Raw genomic sequence first — 16,058 nt, 5'->3', positions numbered from 1 at the left:
GGCGCCTGTGGCGTGCAACTGCAACCACTGGTCGATGCGCTGCGTGATGGCCTGCTGCGCCAGGAGGTCCTGCATGCTGATGAAACCCCGGTGCAGATGCTGGCTCCGGGCATGAAGAAGACCCAGCGGGCCTACGTGTGGGCCTATGCGGCCAGCCCGTTCGCCGATCTGCGGGCGGTGGTCTACGACTTCAGCCCCAGCCGTGCCGGCGAGCATGCCCGCGCTTTCCTGGGCGACTGGAAAGGCCAGCTGGTCTGCGACGACTTCGCCGGCTACAAGGCCTGCTTCGAGCAGGGTGTGACCGAAATCGGCTGCATGGCCCATGCCCGGCGCAAGTTCTACGACCTGCATGTGGCCAACCAGAGCCCACTGGCCGAACAGGCCCTGCATCACATTGGTCAGTTGTACGCCATCGAGCGTGAGGTGCGCGATCTGCCGCCGGACAAACGACGGCGAATACGCCAGGAACAAGCCAAACCCATCGCCGATGCCCTGAACGCCTGGATGCTCGTCCAGCGTGACCGCGTCCACGAAGGCACGGCCATCGCCAAGGCACTCGACTACAGCCTCAAACGCTGGACGGCCTTGGTGCGTTATCTCGATGACGGGATGGTCGCCATCGACAACAACGGGTGCGAGAACCAGATCCGCCCGTGGGCCCTAGGCCGCTCGAACTGGCTGTTTGCCGGCTCGCTACGCAGCGGCAAGCGAGCGGCGGCGCTGATGACGCTGATCCAGTCGGCGCGGTTGAATGGGCATGACCCGTATGCCTACCTGAAAGACGTGCTCACACGCCTGCCGACGCAGCCAGCCAGTGCACTGGCTGAGCTGCTGCCGCATTGCTGGAAACCTGCCGGGGCGTGATGCCCGGACGCTTACCGTCCAGATGCTCGCGGACCATGCGTACGGCGCGCTCGCGGACTTCCGGGGAGTACTTGGTGGATTTCTTCATGGCTCCATCCTCTCAAAGGTTGGAGCCTCCGGGAAAGCCGGGGCGGTTCACCCTCCAGAAAGTGGCTAGAAATGGTGTCCACCAAAAAACAGGTGGACACCATGCCGCGATCTGGATGGCGTGAGGAGATGGGTTCGGCGGACGGTTACAGTCCTCAAGCATTCCTATCGCCACGGACCTGATCAAGCAGCCAGTCGCGCAGGTAGCCCGGCACGCTGAGCTGGAAACGGCTGCGGGTCGCACCTGTATAGATGGTACTCAGAATATGCTGGGTACTGCGCTGGTCGCTGCCAGTAGTGGGGGATAGCAAATCCGGTGTCAGCATCACGGCGTCCATCTCACGGTTGCGTGCATCAGCGACCCGACCAAGCAGGATCGGTGCTCGGTCCCCGGGTTGCAGCTGCATGAGCGAGCGCTCGAAGTCTGTGCTGGAGTAGCCACGCTCCAACATGTCACTGATGCGCACGAAGGCACGGTTGCTACCGAAACGGCTTTCCATCGCCGCCCATGTATTACAGGCATACAGTGCCCAATGCCGTGGCGGGGTTCCCTGGTGGTAGAGCTCGATGCAGTCCTGTACGAAGGTACGGAAACTCTTTTCACAACCTGATTCGCCGGGAAGCCAGTCAGGCTGCTGTCGCTCACCAGAGAGCGCCGCAGGAGATCAGCTTCAGGTTCGCCTGCCAGTTCATTGCAAGCCAGATGGTGGTGATGGCTGGAGCACTGTCTCCAGGGCATACACCACGACGCCTCGCCGAACTGCGCGGCAGCATTGCTGCGTTATTCATCACTCACCACCCCAGGCCATCAAGGCCCAGAACGGTGAAGATTTCAAAGACCCGCTTCCCGGTGAATCCGGAAGCTGCGCCGCTAAAGTGAACAGCATTGCGCCCTGTGCGGGGCTTTTCATGCCCGGCCAGTCAGCGAGGGTGACTGTGCCAAAGTGTACACCAAGGTGTACACTAGCTAACCCCAGAAACGCGAAAGCCCCGGAATCCGGGGCTTTCAGCGTTGAACTTGGCGGAGGCGGTGAGATTCGAACTCACGGAAGAGTCTCCCCTTCGGCGGTTTTCAAGACCGCTGCCTTAAACCACTCGGCCACACCTCCTTGATAATGCTGCGTAATACTACCGGATCGACACAGGCTGTCAAACTCTGTGCGGTAGCTGCGGTCAAGGGCTCTGCTACTATCTGTGCCGTACATCGCGTCAATTCCACCGGGAGGAACACCATGCGCGAACAATCTTATTCGATGCCGTCGGCCCAGGCCGACTCGCTGGCCACTGGCAAAGTCCTGCGCAATACCTACGCACTGCTGGCCCTGACCCTGGGCTTCAGTGGCGCTGTAGCCTTCGCCGCTCAGCAGGCGGGGGTGCCGCATCCGGGGCTGATCATCACGCTGGTTGGCTTCTACGGTCTGTTCTTCCTGACCATGAAGCTGCGCAATTCTACCTGGGGCCTGCTCAGCACCTTTGCCCTGACTGGCTTTATGGGATACACCCTGGGGCCCATCCTCAATCGCTACCTTGGACTGGCCAATGGCGCCGATCTGATCGTCAGTGCCTTTGCCATGACGGCGATTGTGTTTGGCGGGCTGTCGGCCTATGTGCTGACCACCCGCAAGAACCTGAGCTTCCTGTCGGGCTTTCTGACTGTCGGCTTTTTCGTGTTGCTGGGCGGCATGCTGGCGGCGTGGCTGTTCGAGATCAGCGGCCTGCACCTGGCGATCAGTGCCGGCTTCGTGCTGTTCTCCTCGGTGGCGATCCTCTGGCAGACCAGCGAAATCGTGCACGGCGGTGAGCGTAACTACATCATGGCCACCATCAGCCTGTACGTTTCAATCTACAACCTGTTCCTGAGCCTGCTGCAGTTGCTTGGCTTTGCCAGCAGCAACGATTGAACCGGTAGTTGCTCCCTTAACAGACCCGCCCTCTGGGCGGGTCTTTTCATTTATGATGCGGGCCCTGCCTGCCGCCAACAGTGTGTTGAAGATGAAGTTTGCGATCGCCCTGCATGGTGCGCCCCATGCACCTTCCAGTCGTCGAGCCTTGCGGTTTGCCCAGGCGGTGCTGGCGGCCGGTCACCGTATCGAGCGGATCTTCCTCTATCAGGATGCGGTGTACCTGGCATCGAGCCTCGGCGTTACTGCGCGGGATGAGTACGATGTGGCTGCCGACTGGCAGGCCTTTGTCACGCAGCACCAGATCGATGCCGTGGTCTGCATTGCAGCTGCTCTGCGGCGCGGGGTGCTGGATGCGGCGGAGGCACAGCGTCATGAGCGCTCAGCGGCCAATCTGGCGGCCGGCTGGAGCCTTGCGGGTCTTGGGCAGTGGCATGAGGCGGTGCAGCTGGCTGACCGTCTGGTCTGTTTCGGAGGCGATTGAGATGAGCAAGTCATTGCTGCTGATCTGCCGGCAGGCCCCTTGGGCGGGTATGGCGGCGCGTGAGGCGCTGGATATGGCGCTGGCGGGCGGCGCGTTCGATCTGCCGGTCAGCCTGCTGTTTCTGGGGGACGGCGTGTTGCAACTGGTGAGTGGTCAGCAGCCTTCCTGTCTGCAGCAGAAGGATCTGGGCGCCAACCTGCAGGCGCTGCCGCTGTTTGGTATCGAAGCGCTGTATGCCGCACACCGCGATGTCCAGCAGCGTGGTCTGGATGCGCAGGCACTCTCCATGCCCGTGACGCTGCTGGAGGATGAGCATCTGGCCAATTTACTGTCCATGCATGATGTGGTGGTGACCCTGTGAGCACGACAACCTTGCACCTCATAGCCTCTTCACCCTTTGCGACTGATGCGCTGGCGAGCTGTGTGCGTCTGCTCGGCGAAGGGGATGGGCTGCTGCTCTGTGGTGAGGCGGTGAATGCGCTGCGTCCACAGGCTGCCGCCTCTGCTGTGCTAGCCACCTTGCCAGCCGGCTGTCAGCTGTTTGTACTGGAAGAGGACGCGCTGGCGCGTGCTATTGCCATCGAGGCCCCGGTGCAGTCGGTGGATTACCCAGATTTTGTGGCCCTGACCCTGCAGTTCGACAAGGTCAACAGCTGGTTATGAGTGCGCTGGAAGTAGACGGGCGCCACATTGCGCTGGACGCCGAAGGTTATTTGCGCGACCTGCAAGACTGGACGCCCGCGGTGGCCTGCGCGCTCGCCGCCCGCGAGGCGCTGGAGCTGACGCCCGAGCACTGGGAGATTCTTGAGCTGCTGCGACGCTTTCATGCCGAGTTTCAGCTGTCACCGGCGACCCGGCCGCTGATTCGCTATGTGGCCCAGCAACTTGGGCCTGACAAGGGCAACAGCCTGCATCTCAATCGCCTGTTTCGCGGCACGCCAGCCAAGCTGGCGGCGCGGCTGGCGGGGCTGCCCAAACCGACCAACTGCATCTGAACCGGCGCGCGGTCTGCGCCTGCTGCGAGTGCTGCCATGACTGATCTGCTTTCGGTAATGACCCCGGCCGAACATCCCTTTGCGCCTTACATCCGCATTTTGGGCAAGGGCAAGCGTGGGGCGCGTGATCTGACGCGCGACGAGGCGCGTGAGGCGCTGGGCATGCTGCTGGATGGTCGCGCCGAGGACGTGCAGTTGGGCGCCTTTCTCATGCTGCTGCGTCACAAGGAAGAAAGCCCAGCGGAGCTGGCGGGGTTCACCGAGGCGGTGCGTGCCCGGATTACCTGCGCGCCGCTCGCGGTTGATCTGGACTGGCCCACGTATGCGGGCAAGAAGCGTCACCTGCCGTGGTATCTGCTGGCGGCTCGTCTGCTGGCGCGGCGTGGGGTGCGTATTTTCATGCACGGTGGAGGCGCCCACACGGCGGGGCGCCTGTACAGCGAGCAGCTGCTGGCGGCCCTGCAGATCCCCGATTGTCGGGATTGGGCGGGCGTTGCACAGGCACTGGATCAGCAGGGGATAGCCTTTATGCCGCTCGGTGCCTGGATGCCGGCGTTGCAGCGGATGATCGATCTGCGCAACACCTTTGGTTTGCGCTCACCGGTGCATTCGCTGGCGCGGTTGCTCAACCCGCTGGCCGCACGCTGTTCGCTGCAGAGCATCTTTCATCCGGGCTATCAGGCGGTGCATCGTGAGGCCAGCCGTCTGCTGGGCGATCACGCGCTGGTGATCAAGGGTGATGGTGGCGAAATCGAGGTCAACCCGGACGTTCCTACGCTGCTCTACGGTTGCACGGCCGGTGAGGCCTGGGATGAAACCTGGCCGGCGCTCTCCGAGCGCCGGCATGTCAAGCCCGAGCGGCTGGATCCGGAGCACTTGCTGGCGGTGTGGCGAGGTGATGCGCAGGATGCCTATGGCGAGCTGGCTGTACAGGCCACGCTGGCGCTGGCGCTGCGGGGTCTGGGAATCGAGCGTGAGGCCGCGTTTGTGAGGGCTACCGAATGGTGGGCAGCCCGCCATGATCAGCCCTGAGGGCTGAGGCTGCGCTTCACCGTCCGAGGCGATCGCGCAGGCTGTACCAGAAGGCGCCCAGTGCTGTCAGGGGAACGCGCAGCAGTCGACCGCCCGGGAAGGGGTAATGGGGGAGGCTGGCGAAGGCATCGAAGCGCTCCGCCTGGCCGCGCAGTGCTTCCGCGAGAATCCGTCCGGCCAGATGTGTGTAGGTCACGCCGTGGCCGCTGCAGCCCTGAGAGTAATAAATATTGTGGCCAATCCGCCCGACCTGCGGCAGACGCGACAGGGTGAGCAGGAAGTTGCCTGTCCAGGCGAACTCGATGCGGGCCTTCTCCAGTTGCGGGAAGGTGTGCAGCATTTTGGGGCGAATCCGCGCGATGATGTCGCCGGGATCGCGCGCGCCATAGGTGACACCGCCGCCATAGATCAGGCGATGATCGGCGGACAGGCGGTAGTAGTCGAGCAGGTAGTTGCAATCTTCGATGCAGTGATCAGTCGGCAGCAGGCTGCGGGCCAGCGCTTCATCCAGAGGCTCGGTGGTGATGATCTGGCTGCCGCAGGGCATCGATTTGGCGGCTAGTTCCGGTACCAGATCGCCGAGATAGGCATTGCCGGCAACCACTGCAAAGCGCGCTTTGACCACGCCGTTCTGCGCGTATATCCGGATCGTCTCGCCCGGTTCGATGCGCACCACCGGTGACTGTTCATGGATGATGCCATGCAGGCGCTCGATGGCATCGGCTTCACCCAGAGCCAGGTTGAGCGGGTGGATGTGCCCGCCTTCAGGGTCGAGCATGCCGCCGATATAGCGGTCGCTGGCCACATGCTCCTGCAGGCCTCGTGAGTCCAGCAGTTGCAATCGATCGTGGCCGTAGCGGGACCACAGGGCCTGCTGGGATTCCAGATGCTGCATTTGCTGCTTGTTGAAGGCGGCAAAGATGCCGCCATTCTTCAGGTCGCAAGCGATGCCGTAATGGCTGATTCGTTCGCGAATGATGCGGGCACCCTCGAAGGCCATCTGCCCCATCAGCCTGGCAGCCTCCGGCGCCGCGCTGCGCTCGATGACATCGATATCGCGGCTGTAGCTGTTGACGATCTGTCCGCCATTACGCCCAGAAGCGCCGAAGCCGACCTTGGCCGCCTCCAGCAAGATGACGTGAAAGCCTTGCTCCAGCAGGTGCAGGGCTGCCGAGAGCCCGGTATAGCCGGCGCCGATGACGCAGACGTCGGTCTGGGCTTCACCTTGCAGCGGTGGGCGGTGATAGGCGGGGTGAGCGCTGAAGGCGTAGTAGGAGTCGGGGTAGGGGGTGGGCTGCATGCTGAAACCTCCATTCCATTACGCTGGACCCTGTTGAGCAGACTAGGCGTGATCGGGTGGGGCTGCCAGTGTTGTTGCGCTGTGCAGCGCGGATTATAAAAAAACAGGGTTTTTCAGGGGTTTAGCAAAGAAAGGGGTTGACGCTACAGGGTGTCGGCCGTAAAGTTCGCGCCACAATTCAGGCACGTAGCTCAGTTGGTTAGAGCACCACCTTGACATGGTGGGGGTCGTTGGTTCGAATCCAATCGTGCCTACCAGAATTGCAGGCACATAGCTCAGTTGGTTAGAGCACCACCTTGACATGGTGGGGGTCGTTGGTTCGAATCCAATTGTGCCTACCAAATTCTCAAAAAAGCCGGTCATATGACCGGCTTTTTTGTTTCTGGCTGTCTGTGGTCGAGTTATCCGGGTGTGGGGCGTGAGCATGTTGCAGGCGTTGCCTGGGGGCATGGTAGGGCTTGAGCAGGGTGAGGGTATCCCGCTGCTGCTGGTGCATGGTTCGCTGTGTGACTATCGCTATTGGTCGGCGCAGCTGGCGGCGCTGAGTGCGAACTGGCGCGTGCTGGTGCCAAGTCTGCGTGGTTGTTATCCGGCGGGGGCGGCGCAAGGCTTCTCTACGGCGCAGCACCTGGAGGATCTCTGTGGTCTGGTCGAGGCGCAGGGCGAGCCTGTCTGCGTGCTGGGTCACTCGCGGGGTGGCAATCTTGCCTTGCGCCTGACCGCTGCGCGTCCGCAGCATGTGCGTGCGTTGGTGCTGGCGGATCCGGGCGGTGATTATGATGCGCATCTGTTTGGCGCTACCGAACCGGTGGCAGACATCGACTCAGGCGGGCGGAATCGCTTTCGTCAGGAAGCGCTGGCGCTGATCGAGGCGGGAGCGTGCGAAGCGGGTTTGCAGCATTTCATCGATACCGTGAGCGGTGAGGGTATCTGGCAGCGCTCATCGGCGCGTTTTCGGCATATGGCGCTGGATAATGTCGACACGCTCGCCGCGATGGTGGCGGATGTGCCGGCGCCTATCGATGCCGAGGTGCTGGCTGCCGTGTGCTGTCCGGTGCTGCTGCTGGGTGGCGAGCGCAGTCCGGCGCCTTTCCCGCAGATTCTGGCGATGCTCGCTACACATTGGCCAGAGGCGCGTCTTGAGCGTTTGCCGGGCGTGTCGCACGGCATGAGCCTGCAGCGGCCTGCGGGCTTCAATCGTCTGGTGGATGAGTTTCTGCGTGGCGTCTGCGCATGAGGTCGCGCGGTGAGCCTGCCTTGCGTCAGGCGGGGTTTTCTGGAAGGATGCCGGGCTTATTTTCCAGTGATCACGTCGCGATCCGTGAAAGCCGACTGGTCCTGCCGTTGTAAGGCAGCACTTCCGGAGCGCGCGCCGCTTACTGGCTCATCCACCCCACGTGGCCTTTGGTAGGGGTCACCACTGAGAGCGGAGGCGCCATGCCCATCGTAACTCTTCCCGACGGTAGTCAACGATCCTTTGAACAGGCAGTCAGTGTTGCCGAAGTGGCCTTGTCCATCGGCAGCGGTCTGGCCAAGGCGGCTCTGGCCGGCAAGGTCGATGGCCAGCTGGTTGATACCTCTTATGTCATCAAGCACGATGCTGCCCTGTCGATCATTACGGCTCGTGACGCCGAGGGTGTCGAGGTGCTGCGCCACTCCTGTGCGCACCTGATGGCGATGGCGGTGCAGGCGCTGTTCCCGGGTACTCAGGTGACCATCGGGCCGGTGGTCAATGACGGCTTCTACTACGACTTCGACTATGAGCGGCCCTTCACCAGCGAAGATCTCGAGAAGATCGAGGCGAAGATGCACGAGCTGGCCAAGGCGGATCTGCCGGTCAGTCGTTCGCTGATGTCGCGTGATGAGGCGGTGACGTTCTTCGAGCAGCTGGGCGAGCGTTACAAGGTTGAGATCATTGCCTCGATCCCGGGCGATGAGCAGCTGTCCTTCTATCGCCAGGGTGATTTCATCGACCTGTGCCGTGGCCCGCATGTACCTTCGACCGGCAAGCTGCAGGCTTTTAAGCTGATGAAGGTTGCGGGCGCCTATTGGCGTGGCGACTCCAAGAACAAGATGCTGCAGCGCATCTATGGTACGTGCTGGGGTAACAAGCAGGATCTGAAGGATCACCTGCATCGCCTTGAAGAGGCCGAAAAGCGCGATCACCGCAAGCTGGGCAAGCGTTTGGACCTGTTCCACACTCAGGAAGAGGCGCCAGGCATGGTGTTCTGGCACCCGAATGGCTGGACGCTGTATCAGGTGCTCGAGCAGTACATGCGTCGTGTGCAGCGCCAGAATGGCTATCTGGAGATCAAGACGCCGCAGGTGGTTGATCGTGTGCTGTGGGAGAAGTCCGGGCACTGGGCCAACTATGGCGACCTGATGTTCACCACTGAATCAGAAAGCCGTGATTACGCGGTGAAGCCGATGAATTGCCCGTGCCATGTGCAGGTGTTCAATCAGGGGCTCAAGAGTTACCGCGAGCTGCCGCTGCGTCTGGCGGAATTTGGCGCCTGCCACCGTAACGAGCCCTCGGGCTCCCTGCACGGCATCATGCGTGTGCGGGGCTTTGTCCAGGATGATGCGCATATCTTCTGTGCTGAGGCGCAGATGCAGGATGAGGCGGCAGCTTTCATCAAGTTGACGCTGGATGTCTATTCCGACTTCGGCTTCAAGGATGTACAGCTCAAGCTGTCCACCCGCCCGGAGAAGCGCGTCGGCTCTGATGATCTGTGGGATCGCGCTGAAGCTGCTCTGCAGTCGGCGCTGGATGCCACGGGACTGGCGTGGGAGCTGCAGCCGGGCGAGGGCGCCTTCTACGGGCCGAAGATTGAGTTCTCGCTCAAGGACTGTCTGGGGCGTGTCTGGCAGTGCGGTACGCTGCAGCTCGACTTCAATCTGCCGGTTAGGCTGGGGGCTGAGTACGTCAGTGAAGATAACAGCCGCAAGCATCCGGTGATGCTGCACCGTGCGATCCTCGGATCCTTCGAGCGCTTTATCGGGATCCTCATTGAGCATTATGAGGGTGCCTTCCCGGCCTGGCTGGCACCGACGCAGGCCGTGGTGCTGAATATCACCGACAAGCAGGGTGAATTTGCTGCCGAGATGGCCCAGGTGCTCGAGGAGCAGGGCTATCGGGCCAAGGCTGACTTGAGAAATGAGAAGATCGGCTTTAAAATCCGCGAGCATACTTTGCTCAAGGTTCCCTACCTGCTGGTGATTGGGGATCGTGAAGTCGAATCACGGACCGTCGCAGTACGTACACGCGATGGCCAAGACTTGGGCTCGATGACTATCAACGAGTTCCAAGACCTGCTGGCAGGCGCCGTTGCCCGGCGTGGCCGGTAACGGATTGGAGTAATCACTATTAAGCAGCGCGACATGAGACAAGACAGACGAGTACAGGCACGTCCGCCGATCAATGAAAACATCACAGCCCGCGAAGTTCGTCTGATCGGTGCAGATGGTCAACAGGTTGGTGTGGTTTCTCTTAATGAAGCCCTCCAGGCTGCTGAAGAGGCCAAGCTTGATCTGGTCGAGATTGTTGCAGACGCAGTTCCGCCTGTGTGCCGGATTATGGACTACGGCAAGCACCTCTTCGAAAAGAAGAAGCAGGCTGCCGAAGCCAAGAAAAACCAGAAGCAGGCACAGATCAAGGAAGTGAAATTCCGTCCTGGTACGGAAGAAGGGGATTATCAGGTAAAACTACGCAACCTGATACGTTTCCTGAGCGAGGGGGACAAGGCCAAGGTATCGCTGAGATTCCGTGGTCGTGAGATGGCACATCAGGAGCTGGGCATGGAGCTGTTGAAGCGGGTCGAGAACGATCTTGCTGAATACGGTGCCGTCGAACAGCATCCGAAGATGGAAGGACGCCAGCTGATCATGGTCATCGCCCCCAAAAAGAGAAAATAACGAACAGGGCACAGGCAGGCCCTGCCGTTATGCGTAATCAATGAATGCGGAGTGTTAAACATGCCCAAGATGAAAACCAAGAGCGGTGCCAAGAAGCGCTTCAAGCCGACTGCAAACGGCTTCAAGCACAAGCACGCTTTCAAGAGCCACATCCTGACCAAGATGACGACCAAGCGTAAGCGTCAACTGCGCGGTACCGCGCTGATGCATCCGTCGGACGTCGCCAAAGTTGAGCGCATGCTGCGCGTTCGTTAATCCGGTCAAGATAATCAAGAGGTTCTAAAGCATGGCTCGTGTCAAGCGTGGTGTCATTGCTCGTCGTCGTCACAAGAAGATTCTGAAGCTCGCCAAAGGTTACTACGGTGCACGCTCGCGCGTGTTCCGCGTTGCCAAGCAGGCGGTCATCAAGGCTGGTCAGTATGCCTACCGTGACCGTCGTCAGCGCAAGCGTCAGTTCCGTGCCCTGTGGATCGCCCGTATCAACGCCGGTGCGCGCGTTAACGGTCTGTCCTACAGCCGTCTGATTGCTGGTCTGAAGAAGGCCACCATCGAGATCGACCGCAAGGTGCTGGCTGATCTGGCAGTGAACGAAAAAGCGGCGTTTGCTGCGATTGTCGAGAAAGCCAAAGCCGCTCTGGCCTAAGCCCCACGACAATCGTCGGGCCTCTGGGCCCGTGCAACGTCACCGATAGGGGAAGGGCCTGAGCGCCCTTCCCCTATTTTTGTATCTGGAGTCCGTGAATGGAAAACCTGGATGCGCTGGTCTCCCAAGCCCTGGAGGCCGTGCGACACACCGAAGATGTGAGCGCTCTTGAACAGTTGCGCGTTCATTATCTGGGCAAGAAGGGCGAGCTGACCCAGTTGATGCAGACGCTTGGCACGCTCTCGGCTGAAGAGCGGCCCAAAGCGGGCGCGCTGATCAATGCGGCCAAGACCCGCGTTCAAGATGTGCTCAATGCCCGCAAGCGCGAGCTTGAGGCCGTAGCGCTGGCCGCCAAGCTGGCTGCTGAGCGTATCGACGTGACGCTGCCTGGTCGTGGTCAGAGCAGTGGCGGTCTGCATCCGGTGACCCGCACCCTCGAGCGTATCGAGCAGTTTTTCACACGCATCGGCTACAGCGTGGCCGAGGGTCCTGAAGTTGAGGATGACTATCACAACTTCGAGGCACTCAATATTCCGGGGCATCATCCGGCGCGGGCGATGCACGACACATTCTACTTTAACGCCAACATGCTGCTGCGCACCCACACCTCACCGGTTCAGGTGCGCACCATGGAAAGCCAGCAGCCGCCGATTCGTATCGTCTGCCCTGGCCGCGTCTATCGCTGCGATTCCGATATCACCCACTCGCCGATGTTCCATCAGGTCGAGGGGTTGCTGATCGATGAGCATGTCAGCTTTGCGGATCTCAAGGGCACGATTGAGGAGTTTCTGCGGGTGTTCTTCGAGAAGCCGCTGGGTGTGCGTTTCCGTCCCTCGTTCTTCCCCTTCACTGAACCGTCGGCAGAAGTCGATATGGAGTGCGTGATGTGCTCCGGCAAGGGCTGCCGCGTATGCAAGCACACCGGCTGGCTGGAGGTGATGGGCTGCGGCATGGTCCACCCGAACGTGCTGTGCCTGTCCGGCATCGACCCTGAAAAATACCAAGGCTTTGCCTTTGGGATGGGCGTCGAGCGGATGGCCATGCTGCGCTACGGCGTCAATGATTTGCGCCTGTTCTTCGACAATGATCTGCGTTTTCTGGCGCAGTTCCGCTAGGTCGAGCCATTCAATCGATTTCAGGAGAACAGGATGAAATTCAGTGAACAGTGGCTGCGCACCTGGGTGAATCCGCAGGTTTCGCGTGATGAGCTGGTGGCCCGTCTGTCGATGGCTGGCCTTGAGGTGGACAGCGTTACACCGGTAGCGGGTGCCTTCAGCGGTGTCGTGGTCGGCGAAATTCTGGCCGCCGAGCCGCATCCTGACGCAGATAAGCTGCGTGTTTGTCAGGTGAGCAACGGCGGCGAGACCTTCCAGGTCGTCTGCGGTGCCCCCAGCGCGCGCCCCGGGATCAAGATTCCCTTTGCCATGATCGGTGCAGAGCTGTCGGGCGATTTCAAGATCAAGAAGGCAAAGCTGCGGGGTGTTGAGTCCTTCGGCATGCTTTGCTCGGCGAGTGAGCTGCAGATCAGTGAGGAGAACGCAGGGTTGCTCGAGCTGCCGGCTGATGCCCCGGTGGGGACGAGCATCCGGGATTATCTCAACCTTGATGATGCCAGTATCGAGGTTGATCTGACGCCCAATCGCGGCGATTGTCTGTCTCTGGCCGGCCTGGCGCGTGAGGTGGGTGCTCTTTATGCGGCTCCCGTCAGCCGCCCAGCCATTCAACCTGTGCCGGCTGTCCATGATCAGCAGTTGCCCGTCGAGGTCTTGGCCAGCTCAGCCTGCCCGCGTTATCTGGGGCGGGTGATCCGCAATGTCGATCTGTCGCGGCCGACACCGGCCTGGATGGTCGAGCGCCTGCGCCGCTCGGATGTGCGCTCGATTGATCCGGCCGTGGATGTGACCAACTATGTGATGCTCGAGCTGGGTCAGCCGATGCATGCCTTTGATCTGGCGCAGATTCAGGGCGGGATTCGCGTGCGTTTTGCCGACGCGGGTGAGCGCCTGGTGCTGCTGGACGGTCAAGAAATCGAACTGCGCCCAGATACCCTGGTGATTGCTGACCATCAGCGACCGTTAGCGATCGCCGGCGTGATGGGCGGTGAGCACAGTGGCGTGTCTGCACAGACGCGCGATCTGTTCCTCGAGGCGGCCTTCTTCGACACCATCGCGATTGCCGGCAAAGCGCGCTCTTATGGCTTGCATACTGATTCCTCGCATCGCTTTGAGCGGGGCGTGGATCATGATCTTGCTCGTGAGGCGCTGGAGCGTGCCACGGCACTGCTGCTGGATATCGTGGGCGGTGAAGCGGGCCCTGTCACTGAAGTCATGGACACGGCACAGCTGCCGAATGTGGCACCGGTGACGCTGCGCGCGGAGCGGATCCGCCAGATGCTGGCGCTGGATCTGCCGGCGGCTGAAGTGGAGCGTCTGCTGCGTGCGCTAGGCTTGAGTGTCCAGGCCGGTGGGGAAGGGCAGTGGCAGGTCGGGATTCCCAGTCACCGCTTTGATCTGTCGATCGAGGTGGATCTGATTGAGGAGCTGGCTCGCCTGTACGGTTACAACCGGCTCCCCGTGCGTTACCCGCAGGCTCGCCTGGCACCGCAACCGCGCAGCGAGGCCACTACTGAGCTGGAGCAGGTGCGCCGTCTTCTGGTGGCGCGCGGGTATCAAGAGGCCATCACTTTCAGCTTCATCGATCCCAAGTGGTTTGAGTTGTTCCATCCGGGCGAAACGCCATTGGCACTGGCTAATCCGATCTCCAGTGACTTGGCCGTGATGCGTGCTTCGCTCTGGCCGGGCCTGGTCAAGGCCCTTCAGCATAACCTGAACCGCCAGCAAGGGCGCGTACGGCTGTTTGAGTCCGGTTTGCGCTTTGTGGGTCAGCTGGATGGCTTGCGTCAGGAGAGCATGCTGGCGGGGGTGATCTGCGGTAGCCGTCAGCCGGAGGGGTGGGCCAACGGGCGCGATGTGGTCGATTTCTATGATTTGAAGGCGGATGTCGAGGCGCTGCTGGGCTCTGCTGGCAGCCATGCGAGTATCCGCTTTGTGGCCGGTGAGCATGCTGCACTGCATCCCGGACAGAGCGCGCATGTTGAGCGCGATGGCCGGTTGATTGGCGTGCTGGGGGCTTTGCATCCAGAGCTGGCTGCCCACTTGGGACTGGATCAGCCGGTTTATCTGTTCGAATTGCTGCTGAGCGATGTCCTCGCAGGGTATGTACCACAATTCCGTGAGCTGTCGCGCTTCCCTGAGGTACGCCGCGACCTGGCTCTCTTGGTGAATCGTGAGGTACCCGCTGCGGATATGCTGGAACTGATCAGGCGGCATGCAGGTGAGCATCTGACGGATCTGCGGTTGTTCGATGTCTATCAGGGCAAAGGTGTTGATCCACAAAGCAAAAGTGTGGCAGTCGGCTTGACCTGGCAGCACCCGTCGCGCACTCTTACTGACGATGAAGTCAATGAAAATGTGCAGGCGATCATGACTTCACTGGCAGAAAGGTTCCAAGCTACGCTGAGGAAGTGAGTCTATGAAGGCCCTGACGAAAGCCGAGATTGCCGAGCGCCTCCATGAGGAGTTGGGCCTGAACAAGCGGGAAGCCAAGGAGCTGGTCGAGCTGTTCTTCGAGGAGATTCGTCAGGCGCTTGAGCACAATGAGCAGGTCAAGTTGTCGGGTTTTGGCAACTTTGACCTGCGTGACAAGCGTCAGCGCCCCGGGCGTAATCCGAAAACAGGTGAAGAGATCCCTATCACTGCGCGTCGAGTGGTGACGTTTCGGCCAGGCCAGAAGTTGAAGGCGAGGGTCGAGGCGAGCGCCGGAGAGAAGTGAGTATGCTGAAATCGCTACGTAGCCTGTGAGTAGATCAGGTGTGCTAAAAAACCTTTCATATTTCAAAGGGTTGGTGTATCTTCACTGGCGTTCGGTTACTAGCCCGAGCACAGTCGGGGCGTAGCGCAGCCTGGTAGCGCACTTGCATGGGGTGCAAGGGGTCGAGTGTTCGAATCACTCCGTCCCGACCAAAAATCCCTAGAAAATCCAAGCACTTACGGGCGCTTGGATTTTTTTATGCCTGTCTGTTTTTGCCTGGAGTGGTCACCAGCGGTTTCTGGTGACCGTTTGGTGACCGTATGTGCTGAGCTGTGTCGCGGTCGCGCCGCTGCACACATCATCCACGGCGTTTCGCACTTAAAACCCACCTCCGGGCAATCTAGCTACTGTCCACCCAGAGCATGCTGAAATCGATCATGCCTTACAGCCAAGAGCAGGCTGTCCGCTCCACCCCTCGCCAGGCCACTGAAGCTGCTCATCGCTCCCCTACCTCAGCAGGGCCAGGTACGACGATCACCCACCCCAACAGAGCCGACAAGCTCAGCAGATCGATCACATGGCTCGCCAGCGCCTTGCAGGACTGAACAAGCTCCGGATCACGATCCACCTAGGACCTCTGCGAGCGCTTGGTCAGGACCAATATTGAGCAGACCTTTGCTGAGGAGCACCACCACTTGCATAGGCATGGCTTGCGCGCACAGCGAGGCACCAGATCAGCTCACATGCCCAGACGCTTGAGTCGAGACAGCTATATCGGATTCCGGTGCCTTGATTTTTTCGGGGCGTTCCTGCCCATTCCCTGGGCTTGTCATAAGTACTGGGCGTATGAATTGCGCTCTTGCCTCAGGGCTTTCACTGAGCCTTCGGCTCAGCTGTCTCGCTCTTTATTGAGCCGCCCGTCGGGGACTGTGGCTATCTGGTTCGTGGTTGTGTAGTGGTCTACTGATCCCGGACACCGATTTAGGCGAAAATCATCGCCATTAGAGAGGTGTTCGATGAGTAGACA

General features: G+C 60.6%; 17 protein-coding genes, 4 tRNA genes and 1 pseudogene. 19 read left to right on the top strand and 3 right to left on the bottom strand.

The annotated features are described in order from the left end of the window. Positions 1-864 (top strand): IS66 family transposase (gene tnpC / locus MXC11_RS11705; protein ID WP_250010356.1); only part of this gene is annotated, 864 nt, incomplete at its 5' end. Between the two features lie 242 nt (positions 865-1,106). On the opposite strand, the gene MXC11_RS11700 is transcribed toward tnpC, so the two are convergent. Next, a complete protein-coding gene (locus MXC11_RS11700) occupies positions 1,107-1,451 on the bottom strand; it encodes a hypothetical protein (protein WP_250010355.1) in 345 nt (114 codons plus the stop codon). A 101-nt stretch (positions 1,452-1,552) separates the two neighbouring features. On the opposite strand from MXC11_RS11700, the pseudogene MXC11_RS11695 reads away from it, so the two are divergent. Then, positions 1,553-1,831, top strand: a pseudogene (locus MXC11_RS11695) (IS4 family transposase); the annotation flags it as partial. A 139-nt stretch (positions 1,832-1,970) separates the two neighbouring features. Here the strand turns inward: MXC11_RS11695 and MXC11_RS11690 are convergent. Continuing rightward, positions 1,971-2,060 (bottom strand) — tRNA-Ser (locus MXC11_RS11690). Positions 2,061-2,183: 123 nt separating this feature from the next. Here MXC11_RS11690 and MXC11_RS11685 point away from each other — a divergent pair. The 6 genes from MXC11_RS11685 (at position 2,184) to MXC11_RS11660 (ending at position 5,363) form a co-directional block, all read left to right on the top strand. After that, positions 2,184-2,852 carry a Bax inhibitor-1/YccA family protein gene (locus tag MXC11_RS11685; protein WP_250010354.1) on the top strand — a complete coding sequence of 223 codons (669 nt, stop codon included), beginning with the start codon at positions 2,184-2,186 and terminating at the stop codon, positions 2,850-2,852. Positions 2,853-2,943: 91 nt separating this feature from the next. Then, positions 2,944-3,336, top strand: a complete 393-nt coding sequence (gene tusD, locus MXC11_RS11680) for a sulfurtransferase complex subunit TusD (RefSeq protein WP_250010353.1) — start codon at positions 2,944-2,946, stop codon at positions 3,334-3,336. Position 3,337: 1 nt separating this feature from the next. Further along, positions 3,338-3,697 (top strand): sulfurtransferase complex subunit TusC, encoded by a 360-nt coding sequence (gene tusC, locus MXC11_RS11675; protein WP_250010352.1) that lies wholly within the window; start codon positions 3,338-3,340, stop codon positions 3,695-3,697. Continuing rightward, positions 3,694-3,999, top strand: a complete 306-nt coding sequence (gene tusB / locus MXC11_RS11670) for a sulfurtransferase complex subunit TusB (protein ID WP_250010351.1) — start codon at positions 3,694-3,696, stop codon at positions 3,997-3,999. Before tusC ends, tusB begins: the two co-directional genes overlap by 4 nt. After that, a complete protein-coding gene (locus tag MXC11_RS11665) occupies positions 3,996-4,331 on the top strand; it encodes a TusE/DsrC/DsvC family sulfur relay protein (RefSeq protein WP_250010350.1) in 336 nt (111 codons plus the stop codon). Before tusB ends, MXC11_RS11665 begins: the two co-directional genes overlap by 4 nt. Before the next feature lie 36 nt (positions 4,332-4,367). Further along, entirely contained in the window at positions 4,368-5,363 is a 996-nt protein-coding gene (locus tag MXC11_RS11660; protein WP_250010349.1) for a glycosyl transferase family protein, read from the top strand. A gap of 16 nt (positions 5,364-5,379) precedes the next feature. Here MXC11_RS11660 and MXC11_RS11655 read toward each other — a convergent pair whose 3' ends face one another. Beyond that, entirely contained in the window at positions 5,380-6,663 is a 1,284-nt protein-coding gene (locus MXC11_RS11655; RefSeq protein WP_250010348.1) for an NAD(P)/FAD-dependent oxidoreductase, read from the bottom strand. Positions 6,664-6,843: 180 nt separating this feature from the next. Between MXC11_RS11655 and MXC11_RS11650 the strand changes: the two genes are divergently transcribed. From MXC11_RS11650 to MXC11_RS11600, 11 genes are all read left to right on the top strand, one after another. Beyond that, a tRNA-Val gene (locus MXC11_RS11650) sits at positions 6,844-6,920 on the top strand. Between the two features lie 7 nt (positions 6,921-6,927). Beyond that, positions 6,928-7,004, top strand: a tRNA-Val gene (locus MXC11_RS11645). 83 nt (positions 7,005-7,087) lie between these two features. Beyond that, positions 7,088-7,900 carry an alpha/beta fold hydrolase gene (locus tag MXC11_RS11640; RefSeq protein WP_250010357.1) on the top strand — a complete coding sequence of 271 codons (813 nt, stop codon included), beginning with the start codon at positions 7,088-7,090 and terminating at the stop codon, positions 7,898-7,900. A gap of 200 nt (positions 7,901-8,100) precedes the next feature. Beyond that, positions 8,101-10,011 (top strand): threonine--tRNA ligase, encoded by a 1,911-nt coding sequence (gene thrS / locus MXC11_RS11635; RefSeq protein ID WP_250010347.1) that lies wholly within the window; start codon positions 8,101-8,103, stop codon positions 10,009-10,011. 33 nt (positions 10,012-10,044) lie between these two features. Next, positions 10,045-10,578 (top strand): translation initiation factor IF-3, encoded by a 534-nt coding sequence (infC, locus tag MXC11_RS11630; RefSeq protein ID WP_250010346.1) that lies wholly within the window; start codon positions 10,045-10,047, stop codon positions 10,576-10,578. Positions 10,579-10,638: 60 nt separating this feature from the next. Next, positions 10,639-10,833 carry a 50S ribosomal protein L35 gene (gene rpmI / locus MXC11_RS11625; RefSeq protein WP_250010345.1) on the top strand — a complete coding sequence of 65 codons (195 nt, stop codon included), beginning with the start codon at positions 10,639-10,641 and terminating at the stop codon, positions 10,831-10,833. Positions 10,834-10,864: 31 nt separating this feature from the next. After that, on the top strand, positions 10,865-11,221 hold the full coding sequence (rplT, locus tag MXC11_RS11620; protein ID WP_250010344.1) for a 50S ribosomal protein L20: 357 nt from the start codon (positions 10,865-10,867) through the stop codon (positions 11,219-11,221). 98 nt (positions 11,222-11,319) lie between these two features. Next, positions 11,320-12,336, top strand: coding sequence for a phenylalanine--tRNA ligase subunit alpha (gene pheS, locus MXC11_RS11615; RefSeq protein WP_250010343.1), 1,017 nt, complete (start codon positions 11,320-11,322; stop codon positions 12,334-12,336). A 33-nt stretch (positions 12,337-12,369) separates the two neighbouring features. Next, complete coding sequence (pheT, locus tag MXC11_RS11610) at positions 12,370-14,748, top strand: phenylalanine--tRNA ligase subunit beta (protein ID WP_250010342.1); 2,379 nt, start codon at positions 12,370-12,372, stop codon at positions 14,746-14,748. Between the two features lie 4 nt (positions 14,749-14,752). Next, positions 14,753-15,052, top strand: coding sequence for an integration host factor subunit alpha (gene ihfA / locus MXC11_RS11605; RefSeq protein ID WP_250010341.1), 300 nt, complete (start codon positions 14,753-14,755; stop codon positions 15,050-15,052). A gap of 114 nt (positions 15,053-15,166) precedes the next feature. Further along, positions 15,167-15,243: transfer RNA gene (locus tag MXC11_RS11600), tRNA-Pro, on the top strand. Positions 15,244-16,058: the final 815 nt, after the last annotated feature.

This window comes from Pseudomonas eutrophicaquae (genome assembly GCF_023544715.1).
GTDB lineage: Bacteria > Pseudomonadota > Gammaproteobacteria > Pseudomonadales > Pseudomonadaceae > Geopseudomonas.
The sequence above is the reverse complement of the archived record's forward strand: the minus strand, read 5'-3'. Positions and strand labels throughout refer to the sequence as shown.

Coding starts and splice junctions, on each gene's coding strand:
- pheT (WP_250010342.1), top strand. CDS start 12,370: ATGAAATTCAGTGAACAGTGGCTGCGCACCTGGGTGAATCCGCAGGTT.
- MXC11_RS11685 (WP_250010354.1), top strand. CDS start 2,184: ATGCGCGAACAATCTTATTCGATGCCGTCGGCCCAGGCCGACTCGCTG.
- rpmI (WP_250010345.1), top strand. CDS start 10,639: ATGCCCAAGATGAAAACCAAGAGCGGTGCCAAGAAGCGCTTCAAGCCG.
- tusC (WP_250010352.1), top strand. CDS start 3,338: ATGAGCAAGTCATTGCTGCTGATCTGCCGGCAGGCCCCTTGGGCGGGT.
- infC (WP_250010346.1), top strand. CDS start 10,045: ATGAGACAAGACAGACGAGTACAGGCACGTCCGCCGATCAATGAAAAC.
- pheS (WP_250010343.1), top strand. CDS start 11,320: ATGGAAAACCTGGATGCGCTGGTCTCCCAAGCCCTGGAGGCCGTGCGA.
- MXC11_RS11640 (WP_250010357.1), top strand. CDS start 7,088: ATGTTGCAGGCGTTGCCTGGGGGCATGGTAGGGCTTGAGCAGGGTGAG.
- thrS (WP_250010347.1), top strand. CDS start 8,101: ATGCCCATCGTAACTCTTCCCGACGGTAGTCAACGATCCTTTGAACAG.
- ihfA (WP_250010341.1), top strand. CDS start 14,753: ATGAAGGCCCTGACGAAAGCCGAGATTGCCGAGCGCCTCCATGAGGAG.
- MXC11_RS11700 (WP_250010355.1), bottom strand. CDS start 1,451: ATGGAAAGCCGTTTCGGTAGCAACCGTGCCTTCGTGCGCATCAGTGAC.
- MXC11_RS11665 (WP_250010350.1), top strand. CDS start 3,996: ATGAGTGCGCTGGAAGTAGACGGGCGCCACATTGCGCTGGACGCCGAA.
- tusD (WP_250010353.1), top strand. CDS start 2,944: ATGAAGTTTGCGATCGCCCTGCATGGTGCGCCCCATGCACCTTCCAGT.
- MXC11_RS11660 (WP_250010349.1), top strand. CDS start 4,368: ATGACTGATCTGCTTTCGGTAATGACCCCGGCCGAACATCCCTTTGCG.
- rplT (WP_250010344.1), top strand. CDS start 10,865: ATGGCTCGTGTCAAGCGTGGTGTCATTGCTCGTCGTCGTCACAAGAAG.
- MXC11_RS11655 (WP_250010348.1), bottom strand. CDS start 6,663: ATGCAGCCCACCCCCTACCCCGACTCCTACTACGCCTTCAGCGCTCAC.